The organism is Enterococcus sp. LX10 (assembly GCF_023539285.1).
Classification (GTDB): domain Bacteria; phylum Bacillota; class Bacilli; order Lactobacillales; family Enterococcaceae; genus Enterococcus; species Enterococcus faecalis.
In genome coordinates, this window is record NZ_CP092784.1 from 1,512,706 (window position 1) to 1,533,966 (window position 21,261).

The window sequence follows — 21,261 nt, forward strand, 5'->3', positions numbered from 1 at the left end:
AATGAATGATTTTCTCATTGTTTCGCTAGATTTTTATTATAAATATCTCAAAAAAACGACAGAGAAGAAAATAGGAGAACTTTGTCCTTTTCAACAAAGTTCTCCTATTTATTTATTTTTCGAAACGCCATGTCCGAATTTCAAACGGACGTAATGGTGCATCAACTTCTATCGCCGGTGTCAACGGTTCTTCTAATACATTTGTTAAACAAGTCGCTGGTTGTGTCTCTTTGTGAAGTTCACAAGGAATATTTTGCGCTGTTAGATTAAAGCCACGAACGACTAAATGATTCGTTTGCTCTTGACGTTTAACGGCTGTCCAACCAATTGGTCCTTCTGCCGTTGTCAAGTAGACATGGTTCGGTGCTAGTTTACCTTCATGACGCGCAGTAGTAGCTGCAGTAAAAGGAATTTGTGCACTATAGGCTTGTTGATACGTAGCAAAGCGTTCTTCTGGTTTTCCATGCAATGACAAACCATATTTAAAGGTATATTCTCCTTGGCATTGTGCTTCTGGTGTTGCAAAATAGCCCCAATCACCTAGTTCGCCAACACAACGAATTAATGTGACCGCAATGGTTCCATCTGCCAAGACTTCATACTCATTTAAGCCTTCATTGAAGATAGTCACGCCTTTGTTTTGGTCATGAACATTCACAAACGCTTGTTGGTGCTGCGGGTTTGTTGGATTTTCCCATGTATCGCTTACTTGATTTGGTCGTGTCACGACTTCATAAATACTATCCGCTTCGTGTGTTTCTGTGACCATGCCAGTTGGGAAAAGCACGCGTAAACGATGATCTTTGATTTGATTATTAATGGTTGTTTCAAAGAACAATTGGTTACTTTCTTTGATCATTGTAACCACTGTCGTTATTTCGAACGGGCGAAGCGTCGTTGAACGTTGTGCTTGGCGTTCTCTAAACTCACGAACAGCCTTTTGTTCTTCTTCTAATCGTTCATCTGCTGCAACTGGTAACATGACGGTTTGTTTAATTTGATAACTTGCTTTTACAGGGGAATTTTCTTTATTCGTGATTTCAGCCGTTACATTTTCAGTTGTAATTCCTTGGTCTTCGGTCGGTTTGAAAAAGATATATTCATTCCCAATATCGCCAGTATCTTCAAATGTTAACAATTTTGAAAATGTTTCTCCTGTTTTTTTGTCAGCAATGGTTAAGCTACCATTGTTTTCAATTTTCACTTGAATAAATTCGTTTTCCATTTCATTTGTTGCTGGTTGAGCCAAAAGACTTCCTTCAAAAGCTTTCGTTTCTCCTTGAATCAATGCAAAGCTATCCCAAGAGAATGGCGCCATTTCTTTGACAGATAATTCGACCGTTAAGTATTTAGCCATGTACGGTTGACGGAAGGCATCTTTAGGTAAATCGTAACCAAAACGAACATCTTCTTTGACAATACGGCTTGCAACGGCTTGTCCTGTTGGATCAATCACATGATAATCTGGGGTGGCTTTTTGTTTTAATTCATGATAAAGATCTTCAGGTTTTCCTGTATAAAATGGCAATCGTTCAATCTCCACTTCCACAGTGACAACCTCCGTTTTCTGATAGCCACTAGTATTAAATAAAACAAACGGGTGCGCTTTTTCTGGGAAAACACTTGTATCAATTGCTTCTGTTAATTGTCGTGTTGCTTCATCTGCTAAGAAATGCCCGACATCATTGGCATTTTCAAAGCGAGTCATCATGCCTCGGTGAACCTCGTCGACAGAACAGCCACAAATACTATCGTGCGGATGGTTTTGAAGCAATGTTTTCCAAGCATAATCAAATTGGTCATGTGGGTAGTCGCCAGTTACTTCGTAAGCCATTGCTGCTAAAGGTTCTGCGATATTTTCTAATTGGCGTTGGACTTTTGTGTTCCACTGTTTTAAATAGACGCGAGCAGAAGAAGTATTGGCTAATGTGTACCAGCCATCCGTTTCTTGACTCGTTAATTCGCCTGTTACTGTTCCTAAATCTTCTGGTAACTCCTCTTGAACAGCTTTCAAATAGTCATCGAAATTGGAATGAATAAATTCATATTCTGGGAATAGTTCATTGGCTAAAGCGATGGCCTTAGTAATATCTCTTTGTACCGGTTGGTGGTCGACCCCATTCATCATCAATAAATGGTTTGTGGAAGCGTAACGTTCCACATCAGCCAATTTTTGTTTCCAAAAAGCGATTGCCGCTTCTTTTTCTGAAGGAATTTCGTTCCCGTTACTATACCAGTTCGCAAAAAGCAAGCCGAAAATTTTCGTTTGGTCAGGACCTTCCCACCACATTTCAGAATATTGTGAGCTATAGTCGCTTTCTAAGACTTGATTATCAAAGCCAATCGGTTTCACCCCGCGTCCAAAGGCAGCCGCAGGCAGATTTGCTAATTGCATCATTTGAGGTGTTTGACCCATATTCCCAAATGTATCCGGGAAGTAACCTAATTGAACTGGTGCTCCCCATTTTTGACTTTCTAAATGCCCAATCAGCATGTTTCGAACATTGGATTCAGAGCTAATTAAAAAGTCATCTTGTAAAATATAAAATGGTCCGATTTTTAGTTTGCCTGCTTGGACAGCTTTTTTCACGGCTTCTTTTTTCTCTGGGCGAACTTGTAAATAGTCGTCTAAGATAATCGTTTGTCCATCTAAATGGAAACTGTTAAACTCTGGATCATTTTCAATTAAATCTAATACATTATCCACTAATTCAATTAAGCGCATATGATGTTCTTCATAAGGAAGATACCATTCACGATCCCAATGACTATGGGAAACAATATAGACTTTTTTCTTTGTCATCACTTTTCCTCCTATTTTTCCACTCGGATGTCAAAATAATCCATAACTAATTCACAAAACATCATATTAGCCCATGAAAACCATTCTCTTGTATAATTTTCAGGATTATCTACGTCAAAACCTTCATGCATCAAATGAGTCCCCGCATCTGTGGCAACTAATAAATCTAAAATTCGTTCTTTTTCTGCTTTATCTTTGGTTGTCATTCCTTCCATTGCTAAAGCAATCGGCCACACGTAATTTTCTGGTGTATGTGAGCTACCAATCCCTTTCGCGTATTTGCCTTCATAGAAGTAAGGATTTTCTTTACTTAATAAGGTTTGACGCGTTGTTAAATATTGTTCATCCTCTGTTGAACAATAACCCAGATAAGGGGCTGCTACTAAATTGGGAACATTACTGTCATCCATCACGCTTGCATTGCCTAAGCCATCCACTTCATACGCGTAAATCGTTTCGTTATTTTGATTTTTTGTTCGTCCAAATGTTTGGATGCCTTCTTCAATCTCTTCTTGTAATTTTTTAGCAATCGCCACAATCGTAGCATCTTCTAAAACGTCAGAGAAAATTTCTTGAATATAGCCTAAAATTACAACTGCAAACATGTTAGAAGGAACTAAGTAACCATATTGGCAGGCATCATCACTAGGACGGAAGCCTGACCATGTCATCCCTGTTTTGCCGACTGGCGTTCCTTTCCCTGCTTCAACCAACGTATCTTCTTGACGCCACGTATCTCGTTCAAATAAATAAGGTGACTGTGCGTGATCTTGTTCTGTTGTAAAAACGTTGAGAATTTTTTTGACGCCTTCCACAAAATCTGAATTAAATTGTTCGGTCATCCCAGTATTTTTATAAAGTAAATAGGCTAATTGGACCGGGTAACATAATGAATCAATTTCATATTTCCGTTCCCAAATCCAGCCATTCATTTCTGTCTTATCAGTTTGATGGCCTGCATGATTATCTGTTTCATTAAACGCATTGGCATAAGGATCAATGCAAATATAACGAAACTGGCGCTTAACCAAACCAGCAATCATTTGAGCAAGGTCTTCGTCTTCTTTCGCAATCACTAAATAGGGACGAACTTGTGCTGTTGAGTCTCTCAACCACATTGCTGGAATATCGCCTGTTAATAAAAAGGTAGTACCATCTTCTTGACGTTTCACTGTTGTTAGTAAAGTATTGGCAAAGGCCGCCTGAAAATTTTTTGCCCAATCTTGATGTGCTTCACCGCATTTTTCTGTAATTGTCTCCATAAATGTTGCTACGGATTTTGGAACTTCTGTATAAACCATTCTCGTCACCTCTTAAATTTGATATATCATTTCACAATTGAATTATAGCGTTTACATTTCACTTTGTCTAGTGATTTCGATCATTTTTTTCATTTTAAAACCAATTAATTTATGGTAAACTATAAATAAGATATATCTTATTGTGAGGTGAAATGAATGAAGCAACCATTATATCAACAAATTATTGATTATTTACAAAATGAAATTGATTCAGGGCGATTGCCTGTTGGAGCACAAGTGCCTACCGAAAAAGAATTATCGGCTCAGTTTAACGTCAGTAGAATTACGTCCAAACGAGCGCTAACTGAATTGGAAACGCAAGGCATAATCCAACGTCACCAAGGAAAAGGAAGTTTTGTTCAAGCACCAAAGCATCCTCTCCATACTTCTTTAAATAAAGTTCTTTTTTTATTGCCTTTTGCAGACGATTTATCAGTAGGAAATTTCTATAGCGGTTTGGCCCCTACTATTCAAGCAGCTGGTTTAGAAGTCTTTATGACCTCGCCTAATTTTTTGAGAGAGAAAAATGCTGTGGACATTGTGAATGAGTTTGCCGGGCTTGTCTATTATGCTGCTACTAGTAATGACTACCTCGACTTATTGTTTGAGTTGGCTTTGATGAATTTTCCAGTCGTTGTCTTGGATAAAAAGATCCATGATTTACCTTTTACAACCATTCAATCAGACAACTTTGCTGGTGGTAAAACAGCAACCGAACGCTTAATTGGCTTAGGACATACGAAAATTGGATATATCCTTTCTGGAAGTCCAGCCCTACAATCCGTTCGGCAACGTTATTTAGGTTATCTCCAAGCTTTAAAAGAAGCCAATCTGGCGTTCCATACAGCAATCACAGAAACCAATCTCTTAGATGAACACAACTTTAAACAGTATTTTGAGGCGCACCAACTCACAGCCGTGGTCTGTGATAATGACTTCAGCGCGTTACATTGTTTACGAAACTGTAAAAACCTAGGTATTCATGTGCCAAAAGAATTATCGATTATTGGTTTTGACGATATTCAAGCAGCAGCATTTGTCGAACCGCCATTAACAACCATGGCGCAAGACTTTAAAGAAATGGGAAAACTAGCTGGCGAAGTGTTATTACAAACGATGCAACAAGATCTTCAAATCTTAGAAGACATTCAAGTGCCTGTCACATTAATTGAAAGAGAAACCATTTCTACTGTTTCAAAATGAGCCAAAAAAGAAGAGCGTGGGACAAAAATCACTTTGGATTTTTGCTCCACGCTCAAAAACTAATAAACGGCGGGAACAGAAGCAACTCCTTCGGAAATAAGCCGAAATTCTCCAAAAATTAAAGAACAATTTTCGGAAATTCCTTCTTATTTCTCGGAGTTAAACACTTCTGTCCCGACCTCTTCTTTTTATTCCTTAGTGATAAATGTTTTGGTATCTACCTCTTTTTTAAACAACGCTTTTAGTTCTTTGATAAAGTAGCGACCAATCGGACTGATTTCCCGATTTTTGGGAAAGAGTAAACAAATACGATTTTCCAAAGCAGGCGCCAATGGCACTAACCGAATTTCTTTCTTCGTAAAACCCGTTACGACACCTGAACCAGAAGCATAAGCATTGGTTTCTACCAACAAATTCATCAAGGTTCCACGATCCGTAGTATGAATGACCGATTCCTGTTCAGGAATTTCAACTAAATCTTCAGAAAAATAGGAAAAATTGCTTCCTTCTTGATTAAAGCGGACTTGTGGATAGGGAACTAATTCCTCTAAATGAATTTCTTTTTGCTTGGCTAAAGGATGATGATTACCTAAAAAAATGTGTGTATTAAAGGTACTAATTACCTCGTAGGCTAGATTAGCTTGTTCTAAATACCGTTCAATACTGACACTATTTTGTTCATTTAAATAAATAATCCCCAACTCACTGTGAAATCCTTTGACGTCTTCAATTACTTTTAAGGTTGTGGTTTCAAAGACACGAAAATCTTTATATTGATCCCCATACTTTTTAAGAACTTTGGCAATTACTTCACCTAAAAAATCGTAATGTTGCGAAGAGATGGAGAATCGTTCGCTGGTCACTGTCTCGCGATAGCGATTTTCCAATAACTCCATTTGAACTAAGACTTTCTCTGCTTGTTCTAAAAAAACCATTCCTTCTTCTGTTAAAAAAGCGCCTTTATTAGTACGTAAAAAGAGGGAAATCCCTAGTTCTTCTTCTAATTCTCGAATACTATTTGACAAGCTAGGTTGTGTAATAAATAGTTTTTTGGCTGCTTCCCGAAAACTCCCATTGTTAGCTATGGCAGCAACATACTTCATTTGTTGAATATTCAACACTTTTTCCTCCACACACTAATCATTTGAAAAATAAATCTTACGCCCATTCAACGGCTGAAGGGGCCGATTGTTAAAGGCCAACATGCCTTCCTTGATCTTATTTAAAAAGGCTTGATCCATTTTTTGAATGGTATCAAATACAAACCATTTCACTGGACCCTTAGTTGGCGGTGTTGTTAACGAGCCTACATAATGGTAGTGTAGACGCTCCTCTGGTAAAAAGATTGACGGATTAAACCATTGTTGGTGCGTGCCGTTTTCCCAGTCCATCGGATGATTCGCTTCTGAAAAACGATTTTCTTCCTCTGTGATGGTAAACAGGCAACCGACAACTAAATTTTCGCCAGCATCGTTCATATGAACCAAATGGAATTCTAGCGGATACTGCTTTCCCGATAGCAAATGTTCGCTAGGCATATGAAAATGGATATCGGTTAAATGATACGCAACATTTTCAAACATTACGTAACTTTCCGTATTTGGTGGTACAAAATGAAACGTATTTTTGAATTCTTTTTCAGTGAATTCTTCTTTTTTATAATGAAACGTAATCTGAGAATTTACTGTCTCAGCACTTTCTTTTTCTAAAGCAATTGGCGATTGATAAGCAAACTTAGCACCTTCTGCAAACCAGTCACATAGCGTATGCCAATGTTCCGGTCCATCGTTGCCTGTATAGCTCCATTCAACGTCCATATTTTTTATTTTTTTCATACACTCTTCCTTCATTTCCACATAGTAATCAGGTAAAACTCATGTTAAAACTCTATCCTAACATCTTTTCTACGTCAAACAAAAGAACTTAGATCATTACGCTCCTCGGCAAATGACCTAAGTTCTCCTACCGTTAAATCTGGTTACTGAAAATGACACTAAAAATCAGACGACAAGAACCATCTTTAGTTCAACGGTTATTTGCCCCAGTTTTCAGGATCTTTTTTCCATTCTTGTAATAAGGTAACATCTTTTTCTTCGATATAGTTTGCTTCTAATGCAGCATCAATTAAAGTTGAATAATTGGTTAACGTTAGTAACGTCATCTGTTTATCTGCAAAATTTGCCGTTCCTTTGGGTAACTCATAAGTGAAGATTGCCGCAACGCCTAAAACCGTTGCTCCTTCACGTTCCGCCGCTTCTGCCGCTTCTAACACGCTACCGCCGGTTGAAATTAAATCTTCGATAACTACCATTTTTTGTCCTTCAGAAATTCGGCCTTCAATTTGATTCCCTTTGCCGTGATCTTTGGCTTTACTGCGGATATAAACCATTGGTAATCCTAAAATATCGGCTACCCATGCCGCATGTGGAATCCCTGCGGTAGCTGTCCCAGCAATCACTTCGACTTCTGGGAAAGTCTCTTTAATTTTTGCCGCTAAGCCTTCTGCAATTTCTTTACGCACAGCAGGATAACTCATTGTGATACGGTTATCACAATAAATCGGGCTTTTTATGCCACTAGCCCAGGTAAACGGCTCATTAGGGTTTAAAAATACCGCTTCAACCTCTAATAAATCTTTGGCAATTTTTTTTGCTACTTTTGTCATGTTACTTTCCGCTCCAGTCTTTTTTGATTTCTTGATAGGCTTCATAAGGATTTTCTGCTTGGGTAATAGGTCGGCCAACAACGATATATGTGGACCCGATTTCGCGAGCATGTTGCGGCGTAACGACCCGTTGTTGGTCACCTACTGCACTTCCTGCTGGACGAATACCAGGTGTTAAACAAATAAACGTCTGCTTGGTTGCTTCTTGAATACCACGTGCTTCTAATGCTGAACAAACCACGCCATCCAGACCCGCTTTTTCCGCACATTTAGCATAATGAATGACACTTGTCTCTAAAGAAACGTTAATTAATTGATCATGGTGCATCTCTTCTTCACTAGTAGAAGTCAACTGGGTTACAGCAATTAACTCAGGAACCTTAGCGCCTGGCTGAGTCCCTTTGATTAGACCTTCCTTAGCTGCTTGCATCATTCGAACGCCCCCTGCTGCATGGACATTGGTAATGGCAACGCCTAATTTTGCTAAATTTGTCATCGCTTTTTCCACAGTATTCGGAATATCATGTAATTTTAAATCCAAGAAAACATCGTGCCCTTGTTCTTTAAGCCAGCGAACAATCGCTGGTCCTTCTGCGTAAAAAAGTTCCATCCCCACTTTAACAAACAAGGCTTCTTCCTTAGGAAATTTTTCTAAAAAAACAGCCACTTCTTTTTGCGTGGGAAAATCTAACGCAATAATTGGTCTATCGTGCATTTTGCTGCTCCTCTCTCACTTCTTTAATTAATTGTTCCAACGATTCAATACCTAACTCTTCCATTCGCTTAGGTAATCCGTCAATCAACTTCGGACAAATGTATGGATCTGTAAAGTTGGCCGTACCAACCCCGACAGCGCTAGCACCTGCCATGAACATTTCCAAGACATCGTCCACTGTTTGAACACCACCCATTCCAATAATCGGCAACTGAGAAACACTGGCGACTTGTCGGATTAAGCGAATGGCAACAGGTTTAATGGCTGGGCCAGATAGTCCACCAGTTTGATTGGCTAAAATAGGTTTTCTCGTTTTTAAATCAATGCGCATCCCTAGCAATGTATTAATCATAGAAAAACCGTCTGCGCCCCCTGCTTCAATTGCTTGGGCGATTGGCACAATGTCCGTTACGTTTGGTGATAGTTTAACATAAATCGGAACAGAGGCGACTTTTTTGACTGCTTGTGTTAATTGAAAAGCAACCTCTGGATCTGTACCAAAAGCTATGCCGCCATGTTTCACATTGGGACAGGAAATATTCAGTTCAATTGCTTTGACGTTAGGCGCTTGCCCAATTTTTGCGCAAACAGCCACATAATCCTCTTCGCAAGCACCTGCAACATTTGCAATAATCGGTAAGTTAGGGTATTTTTCTAATTTTGGTAATTTTTCTTGCATAACCACGTCTAAGCCTGGATTCTGCAATCCAATGGCATTTAGCATACCACTAGGTGTTTCAGCTACACGTGGTGTGGGATTTCCATATCGTGCTTGGGGGGTTGTTGCCTTAATCATAACTGAACCTAATTGATCAAGGTCATAATAGTTAGCATATTCTTCCCCGAACCCAAAGCAACCACTGGCGGGAATAATTGGATTTTTTAATGTTAAACCTGGAATTGAAACAGCTAAAGGATTTTTCATTATAAGATAACCTCACTTGCTTTAAAAATCGGACCTTCATCACAGACCTTGACACTTTTTGCTCCAGTAGTGTCTCCTTTTTTATGGCAAACGCAGGCATAGCAAGCCCCAATTCCACAGGCCATCCGTTCTTCTAAAGAAAGGTAAACGTGTGGATGTGTTGGAAATAAAGAATCAATCGCTTTTAACATACCATTCGCACCACAAGCATAAACTGCATCAGGGATCCGTCCTTTTGCTAACGCTTCTGACAATAAACGGCCCACGTTGCCATGAGCGCCAAACGAGCCGTCATCTGTGGCAAAATGTGTTTCTCCTAATGCCATAAATTCTTGTTGGTAATAAGCAACCTCTTTTGATGCATAACCAAGAAAATGAATCACTTTCACGCCTTTTTCATTGAGTTGTTTTGATAATTCATACAATGGGGGAATCCCGATTCCTCCACCAACGATAAAAGCAGTCTGACCAGCTGCTACGGTAGTTATATCAAAGCCGTTTCCTAAAGGACCTAAAATATCTAATTGTTCACCAGCCTTCATGGTGGCAAACACTTCCGTTCCAGCGCCTTCGACTCGATAAATCAAACGACAGGTTTCGTTCGAATGATCAATTTGGTTGATGCTAATCGGTCGCCGCAAAAGTAAATCTGCACGCGGAACCTTGATATGCACAAACTGTCCAGGTCGTGTCATCTCTTTCACTAACTCACCTTGTAAGTCTAACTGATAAATCCGTGGCGCTAACTGTTTTTGAGCTACAATGGTCATCATTTCTTGCTTTCTCTGCATCAGTATCCTTCACTCCTTTATTCTCTGATTCCCCTATAAATGATTTTCTATTTCTTCGCAAAAGAATCTGGAACAGTCCTCCTCAGACGATTGTTCCAGATTTTTGCTTAAATGGCTTCTGTCGTAAAGGCTCTTGATTCTAAAACTTTTAAAATTGCATTTGCTGTGTCAAGTGAGGTAAACAATGGAATCCCATGTTCGACTGCTTCCCGACGGATTGAAAACCCATCTTGGTTGGCACTGGAACGATTTTTATCCATGGTATTGATTACCACTTGTGCATTCCCATTACGAATGACATCCAGCACGGTTTCCCCTTCAGGATTAGAAATTTTTGTCACTTTCTTAACAGGCAACTGATGCTTCGCTAAAAAGTCAGCGGTTCCTTCCGTTGCGACTAAACTATAGCCAATTGCTGAAAAACGCTTAGCAATTTCTAAAGCCTCTTCTTTTGTTTCATCAGCAATGGTGAAAAGTACAGCCCCATAACTTGGCAAATGCAAGCCAGATGCTTCAAAGGCTTTATACAAGGCTTTTTCTAAATAATAATCACTACCCATAACTTCCCCAGTTGATTTCATTTCAGGCCCTAAGTACGTATCTACTTTTTGTAGTTTCGTAAAGGAGAATACAGGGGCTTTCACATGAACTTGTTTACTTTCAGGATATAATCCATCTTGATATCCTAGGTCAGTCAGTTTCTCACCAAGAATCGCTTTTGTAGCAACTTGGGCCATCGGAATCCCTGTGATTTTACTTAAGAAAGGAACTGTTCGACTCGCACGAGGATTCACTTCAATCACATAAACACGATTTTCATGAATAACAAATTGAATATTCATCATGCCTACACAGTTTAAACCAAGTGCCAGTTTTTTTGTATAATCGGCAATCGTTGCTTGAATTTCTTGAGAAAGATACTGCGGTGGATAAACCGCCATTGAATCACCAGAATGAACGCCAGCTCGTTCAATATGTTCCATAATCCCTGGAATTAGTACTGTTTCACCATCACAAATGGCATCAACTTCACATTCCTGTCCCAATAAATAGCTATCAACCAAGACAGGATGTTCTGGAGAAGCTTTGACTGCGTGTCGCATATAATCTTCCAAATCCTTTTGATTTTCGACAATTTCCATTGCACGACCACCTAAAACATAACTTGGACGCACTAAAACGGGATAGCCGATACGATCAGCAATCACGACTGCTTCTTCTGCACTTGTGGCCGTATCTCCTGGTGGTTGAGGAATCGCTAACTCTTGCAAAGCTTGTTCAAATAAATCACGATTTTCCGCACGATCTAAATCTTCAATCGTTGTTCCAAGAATTTTAACGCCTTGTTTTGTGAGCGGCTCAGCTAAATTAATCGCTGTTTGTCCACCAAATTGGACGATCACGCCAATCGGATTTTCTAAATCAATCACATTCATGACGTCTTCTAAAGTTAATGGCTCAAAGTATAATTTATCAGAAACAGAGAAATCTGTTGAAACTGTTTCAGGATTACTATTCATAATAATTGCTTCATAACCAGCCGCTTGGATCGCTTTGACAGAATGAACCGTTGCATAATCAAACTCGACCCCTTGACCAATGCGAATGGGACCAGAACCTAATACTAGTACAGAAGGCTTTTTCGAAACATTGCTTTCGTTTTCTACTTCATACGTGCTATAAAAATAAGGCGTGTGTGATTCAAACTCTGCAGCACACGTATCCACCATTTTATAGACAGGCACAATTTGATTGGCTCTGCGGAAGTCAGCGATGGCTTGTTCTGTTTGTCCCCAAAGTGCTGCAATTTTTCGATCAGAAAAGCCATTTTGTTTGGCTTCTTTCAAGACAGCTACGTTGTCCACGTGACTTTCAAGGGCCGTTTCAATTTCGATAATGTGTAAAAGTTTATCCAAGAAGAATAAATCAATTTTCGTTAAACTTTGTAATTCTTCGATGCTATATCCTCTACGAATGGCTTCTGATAAGTAGAACAATCGATCATCTTGCGCATGGACCATTTTCTTCGTTAATTCTAAATCACTGACATGACTTAGTTCTGCTAACTCGTTGTGATAAGCACCAATTTCTAAAGAACGAACTGCTTTTAATAAGGATTCTTCAATATTGCGGCCAATTGCCATGACTTCCCCGGTTGCTTTCATTTGTGTTCCTAGTTCTCGAGCACCTTTTTCAAATTTGTCAAAAGGCCAGCGAGGAATTTTGGAAACAACATAGTCCAAAGCGGGTTCAAATTCGGCATAAGTGGTTCCAGTAACTGGATTTTTCATTTCATCTAATGTTAAACCAACAGCAATTTTTGCAGCTAACTTCGCAATGGGATACCCTGTGGCTTTGCTAGCAAGTGCAGATGAACGAGAAACACGAGGATTCACTTCAATCACATAATAATTAAAGCTATGTGGATCCAAAGCTAATTGAACATTACAGCCACCTTCAATTTTTAATGCACGAATAATTTTCAAAGACGCATCTCGCAACATTTGGTATTCATAATCTGATAAGGTTTGACTCGGAGCAAAAACAATCGAATCCCCAGTGTGAATGCCGACAGGATCAAAGTTTTCCATGTTACAAACCACAATCGCATTATCAGCCGAATCACGCATCACTTCATATTCAATTTCTTTAAAACCAGCAATACTTTTTTCAATTAAACATTGTGTAACTGGTGATAATTTCAGACCATTTTCAGCAATTTGGCGGAGTTCTTCTTCCGTATCGCACATGCCGCCGCCTGTTCCACCTAAGGTAAATGCGGGACGAACGATAATTGGATAACCAATTCGTTTGGCAAAAGCCACGGCTTGTTCCACCGTATTGACAATTTCACTTTCTGGAATCGGTTGTTCTAATTCTTCCATCAATTGTTTAAATAAATCACGGTCTTCCGCTTGGTCAATCGCACTGAGCTTTGTTCCTAGCAATTCTACATTTAGCTCATCTAAAATTCCTGATTCCGATAATTCCATCGCCATATTTAATCCAGTTTGACCACCTAATGTTGGTAGAAGAGCATCAGGACGTTCTTTTCGCAAAATTCTTGAAACAAATTCTAAAGTAATCGGTTCGATATAAACATGATCCGCGATTTCCTTATCGGTCATGATAGTCGCTGGATTTGAGTTTACTAAGACAACTTCATACCCTTCTTCTTTTAGCGCTAAACAGGCTTGTGTGCCTGCATAGTCAAATTCTGCTGCTTGTCCAATAATGATTGGTCCTGAACCAATCACCATGATTTTCTTGATGTCCGTTCGTTTTGGCATTAGTTTTGCTCCTTCCATGCATCCATTAATTCCATAAATTCGTCAAATAAATGAAGACCATCGTGCGGTCCTGGAGCCGCATCTGGGTGATATTGCACAGTAAAAGCTGGATAATCTCGATGACGCACGCCTTCAACTGTTCCATCATTGACTTCCACGTGGGTCACAAGTAATTTTTCTGGATCAATTGTTGCTTCGTCCACGGCATATCCGTGATTTTGTGAAGTGAAATCAATGCGTCCTGTTGCAATTTCTCGTACAGGATGATTCAAACCGCGATGTCCAAACTTCATCTTATACGTATCCGCACCATTCGCTAATGAAAATAACTGATGACCTAAGCAGATGCCGAAAATTGGAACTTTTCCTTGGATTGCTTGAATCATTTCAATAGCTTCAGGTACATCTTTGGGATCTCCAGGCCCATTTGTCAACATGACACCATCGGGACTTAATTCTAAAATCTCTTCGGCCGTTGTATTATAAGGCAACACGGTTAAGTTGCATTGCCGTTTTGATAATTCTCGCAAAATACTATGTTTCAACCCGAAATCAATGACGACTACATTACGCCCAATACCTGGACTCGGATAAGGTTTAGTGGTGGAGACTTGTGCCACTTGATTTTTCGGCATGACCGTCGCTTTTAGTTGATCAAATGCATGCGGCAAATCATCCACGGCATCAATGATGCTCCCTTTCATTGTTCCAGCTGATCGTAACTTACGAGTCAGCGCACGCGTATCAATTCCTGAAATTCCCGGAATCCCTTTGCGCTTTAAAAATTCATCCAAGGTCATTTGTTGACGCCAATTTGAAGCAACCCGCGCATGCTCTTTAACAATGACACCTTTACAGGTTGGTGCAATGGATTCATAATCATCTCGGTTGACCCCGTAATTTCCAACTAATGGATACGTAAAAGTAATCATTTGTCCATTAAAACTTTGGTCAGTAATTGCTTCTTGGTAACCTGTCATGCCAGTAGTAAAAACAACTTCTCCTACTACATTGCCTTCTGCACCAAACGCTTTTCCTTCAAATACTGTTCCGTCTTCTAAAATCAATAACCTTTTCAAACCTACTGCGCCTCCTCCGACCAAGCTAATGCTCCGTCAACAAATGTCATAAGTGTCTTTCCTTTGACTGTCCACCCTGTAAATGGTGTATTGACAGCCATTGATTCAAATGCTTCTGCATCAATTGGTGCAGCTGTTGCTAAGTCAAAAACTGCAATATCTGCTGGTGCACCAATTGTTAGTGTTCCTGCGTTAAATCCGAAAATTTCTGCCGGTTTCACTGCCATCCAATCAATTACTTGTTCTAATGTGAAAATGCCTGTTTCGACAAAGTTCGTATAAATCAATTGGAAGGCCGTTTCACTACCGACAATGCCAAAAGGTGCGTTTAAAAATGATTGTTGTTTTTCTTCTAAACCATGGGGCGCATGGTCGGTAGCAATACAGTCAATCGTGCCATCTAACAAGCCGTCAATCAATGCTTGTCGATCTGCTAAACCACGTAATGGTGGGTTCATTTTCCAAAACCCTTCGTCAGCAGGAATATCCTCATCGACTAAAATTAAATGGTGCGGCGAAACTTCGGCTGTTACGTGAATCCCTGCTTTTTTAGCATCTCGAATAACGCGCACGCTTTCTTCTGTTGAAACATGACAAACATGATAATGAACGCCTGTTTCTTTTGCTAAAGTAATATCCCGTGCAATTTGTGAAGCTTCCGTTGCACTTAAAATCCCTGGTAGGCCTAATTTCTTAGAAACTTCTCCTTCATGCATCACACCACCAAATAATAAAGATTCATCTTCCGTGTGCGCAACAAGTGCCATATTTAATGCAGCCGCTTCTTTCATGGCTAAGTACATCGTTCCTGCCGTTTGGACACCAACACCATCATTTGTAAATGCAAAGGCGCCCGCTTCTTTTAAGGCCTTCTGATTGGTTAAAACTTCACTCCGTAGCTCTTCTGTAATGGGGGCATATTGTAAAACTTTCACGACTGCATCTTTTTGAATTAAGTCGTAAACCTCACTTAATTTTTCAGCCGTATCTGGTACTGGATTCAAATTGGGCATTGCGCAAACCGTAGTAAAACCACCGCGAGCAGCAGCTTTACTACCCGTTTTAATCGTTTCTTTATACGTAAAGCCTGGTTCTCTAAAGTGAACATGCACATCCACCAAGCCTGGCGTGATTAGTTGCCCTTTCGCATCAAACACTTGCTCAAAATCTGCTTCGTCAAACGATTCTCCGATTGCGTGAATCACACCATTTTCTAGCCAAAGTGCTGCCTCAATCAATTGATTCTCTTTTTTGATGATTTTTCCATTCTTAATTAACGTCTTCATTTCTCCACCTAGGCCTTTCCATGTAAAATTGCTTCCAAAATTGCCATGCGCATAAAGACTCCGTTACTCATTTGCGCGACGATTCTTGATTGCAGACTTTCCACTAATTCATCTGCCAGTTCAACATCCCGATTGACTGGCGCTGGATGCATAATAATTGCGTGTTTCTGTAAACGAGTTGCCCGTTCGTTGGTTAACCCATATTCCAAATGATAGCCTTCTTTTGAAAAACTTTCCTTACCATCATGACGTTCGTGTTGCACGCGAAGCAACATCATCACATCGACTTTTTCAACAATTTCATCTAGCGGCACATATTGTCCATAGACATCAAACTGATGATCGTACCACTCTTCTGGACCTGAAAAATAAATTTCAGCGCCTAAACGGTTTAATAACTGCATATTTGATTTAGCAACGCGAGAATGTGTAATATCTCCCACAATCGCCACTTTCAAGCCTTCAAATCCACCAAATTCTTCATAAATGGTCATCAGATCCAATAAACATTGTGTAGGGTGTTGTCCACTCCCGTCCCCACCGTTAATAATAGAACATTGAATCGTTTTACTTTGAATCAATTCATCGTAATAATTTTCTTTACCATGACGAATGACTGCTACATCTACACCAATTGCCGACATCGTTAGTACTGTGTCGTATAACGTTTCTCCTTTTTGAACAGAACTTCTACTCGCTTCAAACTCAATCACTTCTAAGCCTAATTTTTTCTCAGCTACCTCAAAACTTTTATGTGTTCGAGTACTATTTTCAAAAAACAAGTTTGTTGCAAAATATTGACGTTCTTCTGGGTGCCATTTTGCCCCCTGTTTAAATTCTCCTGCGCGACGGATTAACCCCATGACTTCACGGTCGGTTAAAGCCTCAGCAGTTAAAAGATGTTTTAAACTAATTCGTTCAGATGTAATAATCATTCGTCCAGTCCTCCTACTGTTCTTCGCTACGTGCGTTTTCCGGTAAAATTAAATTCAAAACAATTCCTAAGACAGTTGCTAATGCCATTGAAGACAATTCAAAAGTTCCTACTTTGAAGACTAAGCCACCAATGCCGATGACTAAAATTACTGAAGCAATCAATAAATTCTTTTTCTTATCAAAATTAATCTTATTATCGATTAAGATTTTCAAACCACTTGCGGCAATCACACCGAACAAGACGAAACTAATTCCTGAAATAACTGGTCCTGGGATACTTAGAATCAAGGCACTTAATTTTCCAACAAAGCCTAAAGCTACAGCGAACACCGCGGCTCCACCAATCACGAAGACACTGTGTACTCTTGTAATTGCCAACACGCCGATATTTTCACCATAACTTGTAACTGGCGGTCCACCAACAAAACCTGCTACAATTTGCGCTAAGCCATCTCCCATTAAAGTTTTAGATAAGCCTGGGTCTTGGAAAAAGTTGCGCTTGGTTAATTTATTCAAGACCATTAAATGACCAATATGTTCTGTCATTGTTACAAAGGCAATTGGTGCCATTGTTGTAATGGCATTTAAATACAATTTCGGTTCATATTGAACAAAAGGTACTTCAAAATTCGGTAAAGCAAACCAAGCAGCTTCTTTAATAGGGGTTAAGTCAATAATTCCGAAAGCTAAAGCGACTAGGTACCCACTGACAATTCCTAAAAGAATTGGAATTAATCCTAGGAAGCCTTTGAAAAACATGTTGTAAAAAATGGTTAAGCCTAAAGTAATTAAGGCTACGGCAATATATTTAAAATCATAAACGTTGTTGTTATACATTGCGTTATTTGCGGCATTAGCTGCCAAGCCTAAACCGATAACCATCACGACAGGTCCTACAACGATAGGCGGTAAAATTTTATCCAACCAGTCGGAACCAATTTTTTTAATGATTAATGAAACGATTAGGTATACCAAGCCGGTTGTCATAGCACCTTGAGCAATGGCTGGATAACCATCACTCTTCATTAACATCTGCATCGCTGCAATAAAAGCAAAGCTACTGCCAAGATAGGCGGGGATTTTTCCTTTTGTAGTAATCAGATAGACCATTGTTCCTAATCCTGAACTGACTAACGCAATCCCTGGGTCAATTCCCACTAAGATTGGTACTAAAACCGTTGCGCCAAACATCGTAAATAAATGTTGTAAACTTAGGCCAACCCAGTGAAAAGCTTGCGGTCTGTCTTTAATATCTAAGACTGCATCCTCATTTCGAAATTCTTTTTCTGACAACGTTGTTCACTCCTTTTTATTCGTTTCCTTTACTGATCATAATACGATCTGCGCCGTCACGCTCTTCCATTTCCACAATAATTTCCTCAGTTTTTGATGTTGGAATATTTTTTCCTACATAATCGGCACGAATCGGTAATTCCCGATGCCCACGATCTACTAAGACTGCTAAAGAGATTTTTCTCGGACGGCCTAAATCCATAACAGCGTCCATCGCAGCACGAATGGTCCGGCCAGTGTACAAGACATCATCCACTAAAATAACTTCTTTACCTTCAATTGAGACTGGTACGTCAGAAGAATGTAATTCAGGTTCCTCCATATCTTTCACATCATCACGATACAAAGTAATATCTAATTCACCAACTGGCACGTCAATATCTTCCAATTGTTTTAAGCGTTCGGCTAGACGTTGTGCAATGTATATCCCACGCGTTTTAATTCCTACTAAAACAATGTCTTGAATTCCTTTGTTTCTTTCAATAATTTCATACGAGATTCGAGTAAGCGCTCGTTTCATTGTGACTGCGTCAACAACTTCTTTCTTTGGCATAATAATTTCCTCCTCATTTCTTTTTTATCTACGCCCTCGCTGTCTTGGGGTCAGCGATTCTTCCTTCAATTGAGCAGCTGAAAAATAAGTGGGTTTTTATTGAAATTGTCCTGTTATTTTTTCCAACAAAAAATCCTCCTACCCGTATGAGGATAGGAGGATGTTGGTTACAGTTTAAAAAGGTACAAGGGTACCATGTAGCCCACACAACTTACTAACTAAGCGCACCTAGTGTTCTTTTGCATGATTCCTTCTTAGCCTCACGGGACTAAACTTAAAGGTTACAGTTATTTAGTTATTTTTCTTCTTAAAAAAGAGTTTACCTCTTCTTCAGAAAAAAATCAATGATTATTTCTTAATTGGTGTAAAGTTTTTTCAAAAACTTCTGGTAAAGGTGCTTCAAAAACTAATTGTTCACCTGTAGTAGGATGTGTAAAGCCTAATAACTTCGCATGTAAAAATTGCCCATTGCCAGGCAATGTTTTTTTCGGTCCATATAACGGATCTCCAGCTAATGGATAACCGATATATTTCATGTGAACACGGATTTGATGTGTCCGGCCTGTTTCTAGTTGTAATTCAACTAAGGTAAATGCATCAAAACGCTCTAAAACAGTAAAGTGCGTGACTGCTTCTTTACCGCCTTCAATGACCGCTTGCATTTTGCGGTCAACCTTGGAACGACCAATAGGTGCATTTATTTCTCCCTTATCGTGAGGAATAACACCGTGGACCAAGGCAACGTATTTACGTAACGATGTTTTTTCTTTTAGCTGTTTCGCTAATGATTCATGGGCTTGATCATTTTTAGCCACCATCAATAGCCCCGAAGTATCTTTATCAATTCGATGAACAATTCCCGGTCGCACCACATCATTTATCGCCGATAAGTGATCCGCATGATGAAGTAACGCGTTCACTAATGTACCATTGGGGTGCCCTGCCGAAGGATGAACAACCATGCCTTGAGGTTTGTTGACGACAATCACATCATTGTCTTCATAAACAATGGTCAAAGGAATATCCTCTGCTACCATATCTAGAACTTCTGGTTCAGGAATTGTTACCACAATTTCATCGCCTGCTGTAACTTTGTAATTTGCGCGGACCGTTTCACCGTTAACTGTTACGTGTTTTTCTTTTAACCATTGTTGAATTTGCGAGCGAGAATGATTGGGTAAATGTTCACTTAATACTTTATCAATCCGGCCTTTTTCTGTTTGAATCGTTACGTTAATTTGTTCCATTTTTGCCTTCCTTTGCTGCTTTTTCATCTAAAATCAAATAAATAAATATACAAATAACGCCGACCACTAACGTACTATCTGCAACATTAAAAATAGGAAAATTCATAAAATCCGTTTGGAGCATGTCCACCACGTAGCCTAAACGTACACGATCAATAAAATTTCCAATGGCACCTGCTAAGACAAAAGATAAACCTACAGAATACCAGATACTTTTTTTATAATTCTTAATTAATAAATAAATAATCACGACACTAACAATTACTGTGATGACATAAAAGAATATCATCTTTCCTTCTAATAAGCTCCAAGCGGCTCCGGTATTTCTTAAATGGGTCAGCGACAAAAATCCAGGAATGAATTCTTTTGTTTCACCCAAAGAAATGTTTTGGACCGTCAAATATTTGCTCCATTGGTCAAGCCCTACTAATAAGGCACTGATTAAAAAATATACTACTAACAATCGCGTCATTCCTTTTCTCTATGAATACTTGCTAAATCTCTTGGTCGAACAATGCCTACTAACTCACCATTAGGATGGCCACTTTTACTAATAAGCACAGCTTCTAAGCGTGGCTGCTCCCGAAACATTTGTTCAACTTCAAAAACGGTTGCTTCAATTGAAACAAATTGATAGTTGCTGCGTTTATAATTTGATGCCAACAATTCTCGCACCGTTCGGTTGGCAATGTGAACTTCGCCTTTGGTGCTCTCAATGGCAAACCATACACCAATCCCTCGAACCGTGATTAATCCTTTAAATACACCTTTTTCATAAATCGGAAATTGGGAATATTGTTTTTTTGCAATAATCGTTAATAACGTTTCTAAAGAAGTGGTGATTTCAAAAGCTGTAACACGTTTCGCAAATTTAGGCACTACTTTTTCTGGTTTTGTTAAAGCTTGTTCAATCGTTTCAATTCGTTGAACTGCCCATTCGTTTGGCTCTGCAATTACAAAATCATCAGCAATTCGCTCATGAACGATGGCATTTCTTAACTGAGCCATTTGAAGCAAATCCTCTTCAAATTGAGCAATCTGTCCTTTTTCTTTTCGGGAAAGACGTCTTGTCATTTCACTGAATCCCATGTTGACAGGATTGTTCAGTCTCTCTCTCATCCACTTTTCAATGCGATTAAAGTGTGCTAAAAATGTATCTGCTCGTTCCCCCATA

Annotated in this window: 18 protein-coding genes; 1 reads left to right on the plus strand and 17 read right to left on the minus strand. The window is 39.3% G+C overall.

Annotated features, from left to right (window positions below):
- Positions 1-112: 112 nt before the first annotated feature.
- Together MKZ30_RS07235 and MKZ30_RS07240 are read right to left on the minus strand one after the other, a co-directional pair.
- Positions 113-2,803 (minus strand): alpha-mannosidase, encoded by a 2,691-nt coding sequence (locus MKZ30_RS07235; RefSeq protein WP_033601192.1) that lies wholly within the window; start codon positions 2,801-2,803, stop codon positions 113-115.
- Positions 2,804-2,814: 11 nt separating this feature from the next.
- Positions 2,815-4,104, minus strand: a complete 1,290-nt coding sequence (locus MKZ30_RS07240; protein ID WP_002357422.1) for a glycoside hydrolase family 125 protein — start codon at positions 4,102-4,104, stop codon at positions 2,815-2,817.
- Between the two features lie 156 nt (positions 4,105-4,260).
- Between MKZ30_RS07240 and MKZ30_RS07245 the strand changes: the two genes are divergently transcribed.
- On the plus strand, positions 4,261-5,307 hold the full coding sequence (locus MKZ30_RS07245; RefSeq protein WP_033601193.1) for a GntR family transcriptional regulator: 1,047 nt from the start codon (positions 4,261-4,263) through the stop codon (positions 5,305-5,307).
- A gap of 188 nt (positions 5,308-5,495) precedes the next feature.
- On the opposite strand, the gene MKZ30_RS07250 is transcribed toward MKZ30_RS07245, so the two are convergent.
- The 15 genes from MKZ30_RS07250 to MKZ30_RS07320 all read right to left on the minus strand — a co-directional run bounded on the left by MKZ30_RS07250 (position 5,496) and on the right by MKZ30_RS07320 (position 21,260).
- Positions 5,496-6,425, minus strand: coding sequence for a LysR family transcriptional regulator (locus MKZ30_RS07250; RefSeq protein WP_249958748.1), 930 nt, complete (start codon positions 6,423-6,425; stop codon positions 5,496-5,498).
- An 18-nt stretch (positions 6,426-6,443) separates the two neighbouring features.
- Positions 6,444-7,157, minus strand: coding sequence for a carbonic anhydrase (locus tag MKZ30_RS07255; RefSeq protein WP_002382382.1), 714 nt, complete (start codon positions 7,155-7,157; stop codon positions 6,444-6,446).
- A 182-nt stretch (positions 7,158-7,339) separates the two neighbouring features.
- The gene (gene pyrE / locus MKZ30_RS07260) at positions 7,340-7,972 is read right to left on the minus strand and encodes an orotate phosphoribosyltransferase (protein ID WP_033601000.1); all 633 of its coding nucleotides are present in this window, start codon (positions 7,970-7,972) and stop codon (positions 7,340-7,342) included.
- A 1-nt stretch (position 7,973) separates the two neighbouring features.
- Positions 7,974-8,687, minus strand: a complete 714-nt coding sequence (gene pyrF / locus MKZ30_RS07265; protein ID WP_002365730.1) for an orotidine-5'-phosphate decarboxylase — start codon at positions 8,685-8,687, stop codon at positions 7,974-7,976.
- The gene (locus MKZ30_RS07270) at positions 8,677-9,615 is read right to left on the minus strand and encodes a dihydroorotate dehydrogenase (protein ID WP_080279986.1); all 939 of its coding nucleotides are present in this window, start codon (positions 9,613-9,615) and stop codon (positions 8,677-8,679) included. Before MKZ30_RS07270 ends, pyrF begins: the two co-directional genes overlap by 11 nt.
- Entirely contained in the window at positions 9,612-10,403 is a 792-nt protein-coding gene (locus tag MKZ30_RS07275) for a dihydroorotate dehydrogenase electron transfer subunit (RefSeq protein WP_002365731.1), read from the minus strand. Before MKZ30_RS07275 ends, MKZ30_RS07270 begins: the two co-directional genes overlap by 4 nt.
- 107 nt (positions 10,404-10,510) lie before the next feature.
- Positions 10,511-13,693 carry a carbamoyl-phosphate synthase large subunit gene (carB, locus tag MKZ30_RS07280; RefSeq protein ID WP_010706664.1) on the minus strand — a complete coding sequence of 1,061 codons (3,183 nt, stop codon included), beginning with the start codon at positions 13,691-13,693 and terminating at the stop codon, positions 10,511-10,513.
- The gene (locus MKZ30_RS07285; protein WP_025188667.1) at positions 13,693-14,772 is read right to left on the minus strand and encodes a carbamoyl phosphate synthase small subunit; all 1,080 of its coding nucleotides are present in this window, start codon (positions 14,770-14,772) and stop codon (positions 13,693-13,695) included. Before MKZ30_RS07285 ends, carB begins: the two co-directional genes overlap by 1 nt.
- Before the next feature lie 2 nt (positions 14,773-14,774).
- Positions 14,775-16,058, minus strand: coding sequence for a dihydroorotase (gene pyrC / locus MKZ30_RS07290; RefSeq protein ID WP_033601002.1), 1,284 nt, complete (start codon positions 16,056-16,058; stop codon positions 14,775-14,777).
- 8 nt (positions 16,059-16,066) lie between these two features.
- Positions 16,067-16,993, minus strand: a complete 927-nt coding sequence (locus MKZ30_RS07295) for an aspartate carbamoyltransferase catalytic subunit (protein ID WP_002357411.1) — start codon at positions 16,991-16,993, stop codon at positions 16,067-16,069.
- 13 nt (positions 16,994-17,006) lie between these two features.
- Entirely contained in the window at positions 17,007-18,287 is a 1,281-nt protein-coding gene (locus MKZ30_RS07300) for a solute carrier family 23 protein (RefSeq protein WP_002357410.1), read from the minus strand.
- 16 nt (positions 18,288-18,303) lie between these two features.
- Positions 18,304-18,843, minus strand: coding sequence for a bifunctional pyr operon transcriptional regulator/uracil phosphoribosyltransferase PyrR (gene pyrR, locus MKZ30_RS07305; protein ID WP_301280621.1), 540 nt, complete (start codon positions 18,841-18,843; stop codon positions 18,304-18,306).
- Positions 18,844-19,181: 338 nt separating this feature from the next.
- Positions 19,182-20,087, minus strand: a complete 906-nt coding sequence (locus MKZ30_RS07310; RefSeq protein ID WP_002371061.1) for an RluA family pseudouridine synthase — start codon at positions 20,085-20,087, stop codon at positions 19,182-19,184.
- On the minus strand, positions 20,074-20,550 hold the full coding sequence (lspA, locus tag MKZ30_RS07315) for a signal peptidase II (RefSeq protein ID WP_002360174.1): 477 nt from the start codon (positions 20,548-20,550) through the stop codon (positions 20,074-20,076). The genes MKZ30_RS07310 and lspA overlap by 14 nt, the downstream gene beginning before the upstream one ends.
- A gap of 5 nt (positions 20,551-20,555) precedes the next feature.
- Positions 20,556-21,260, minus strand: coding sequence for a CBS domain-containing protein (locus MKZ30_RS07320; protein WP_002360173.1), 705 nt, complete (start codon positions 21,258-21,260; stop codon positions 20,556-20,558).
- Position 21,261 lies beyond the last annotated feature (1 nt).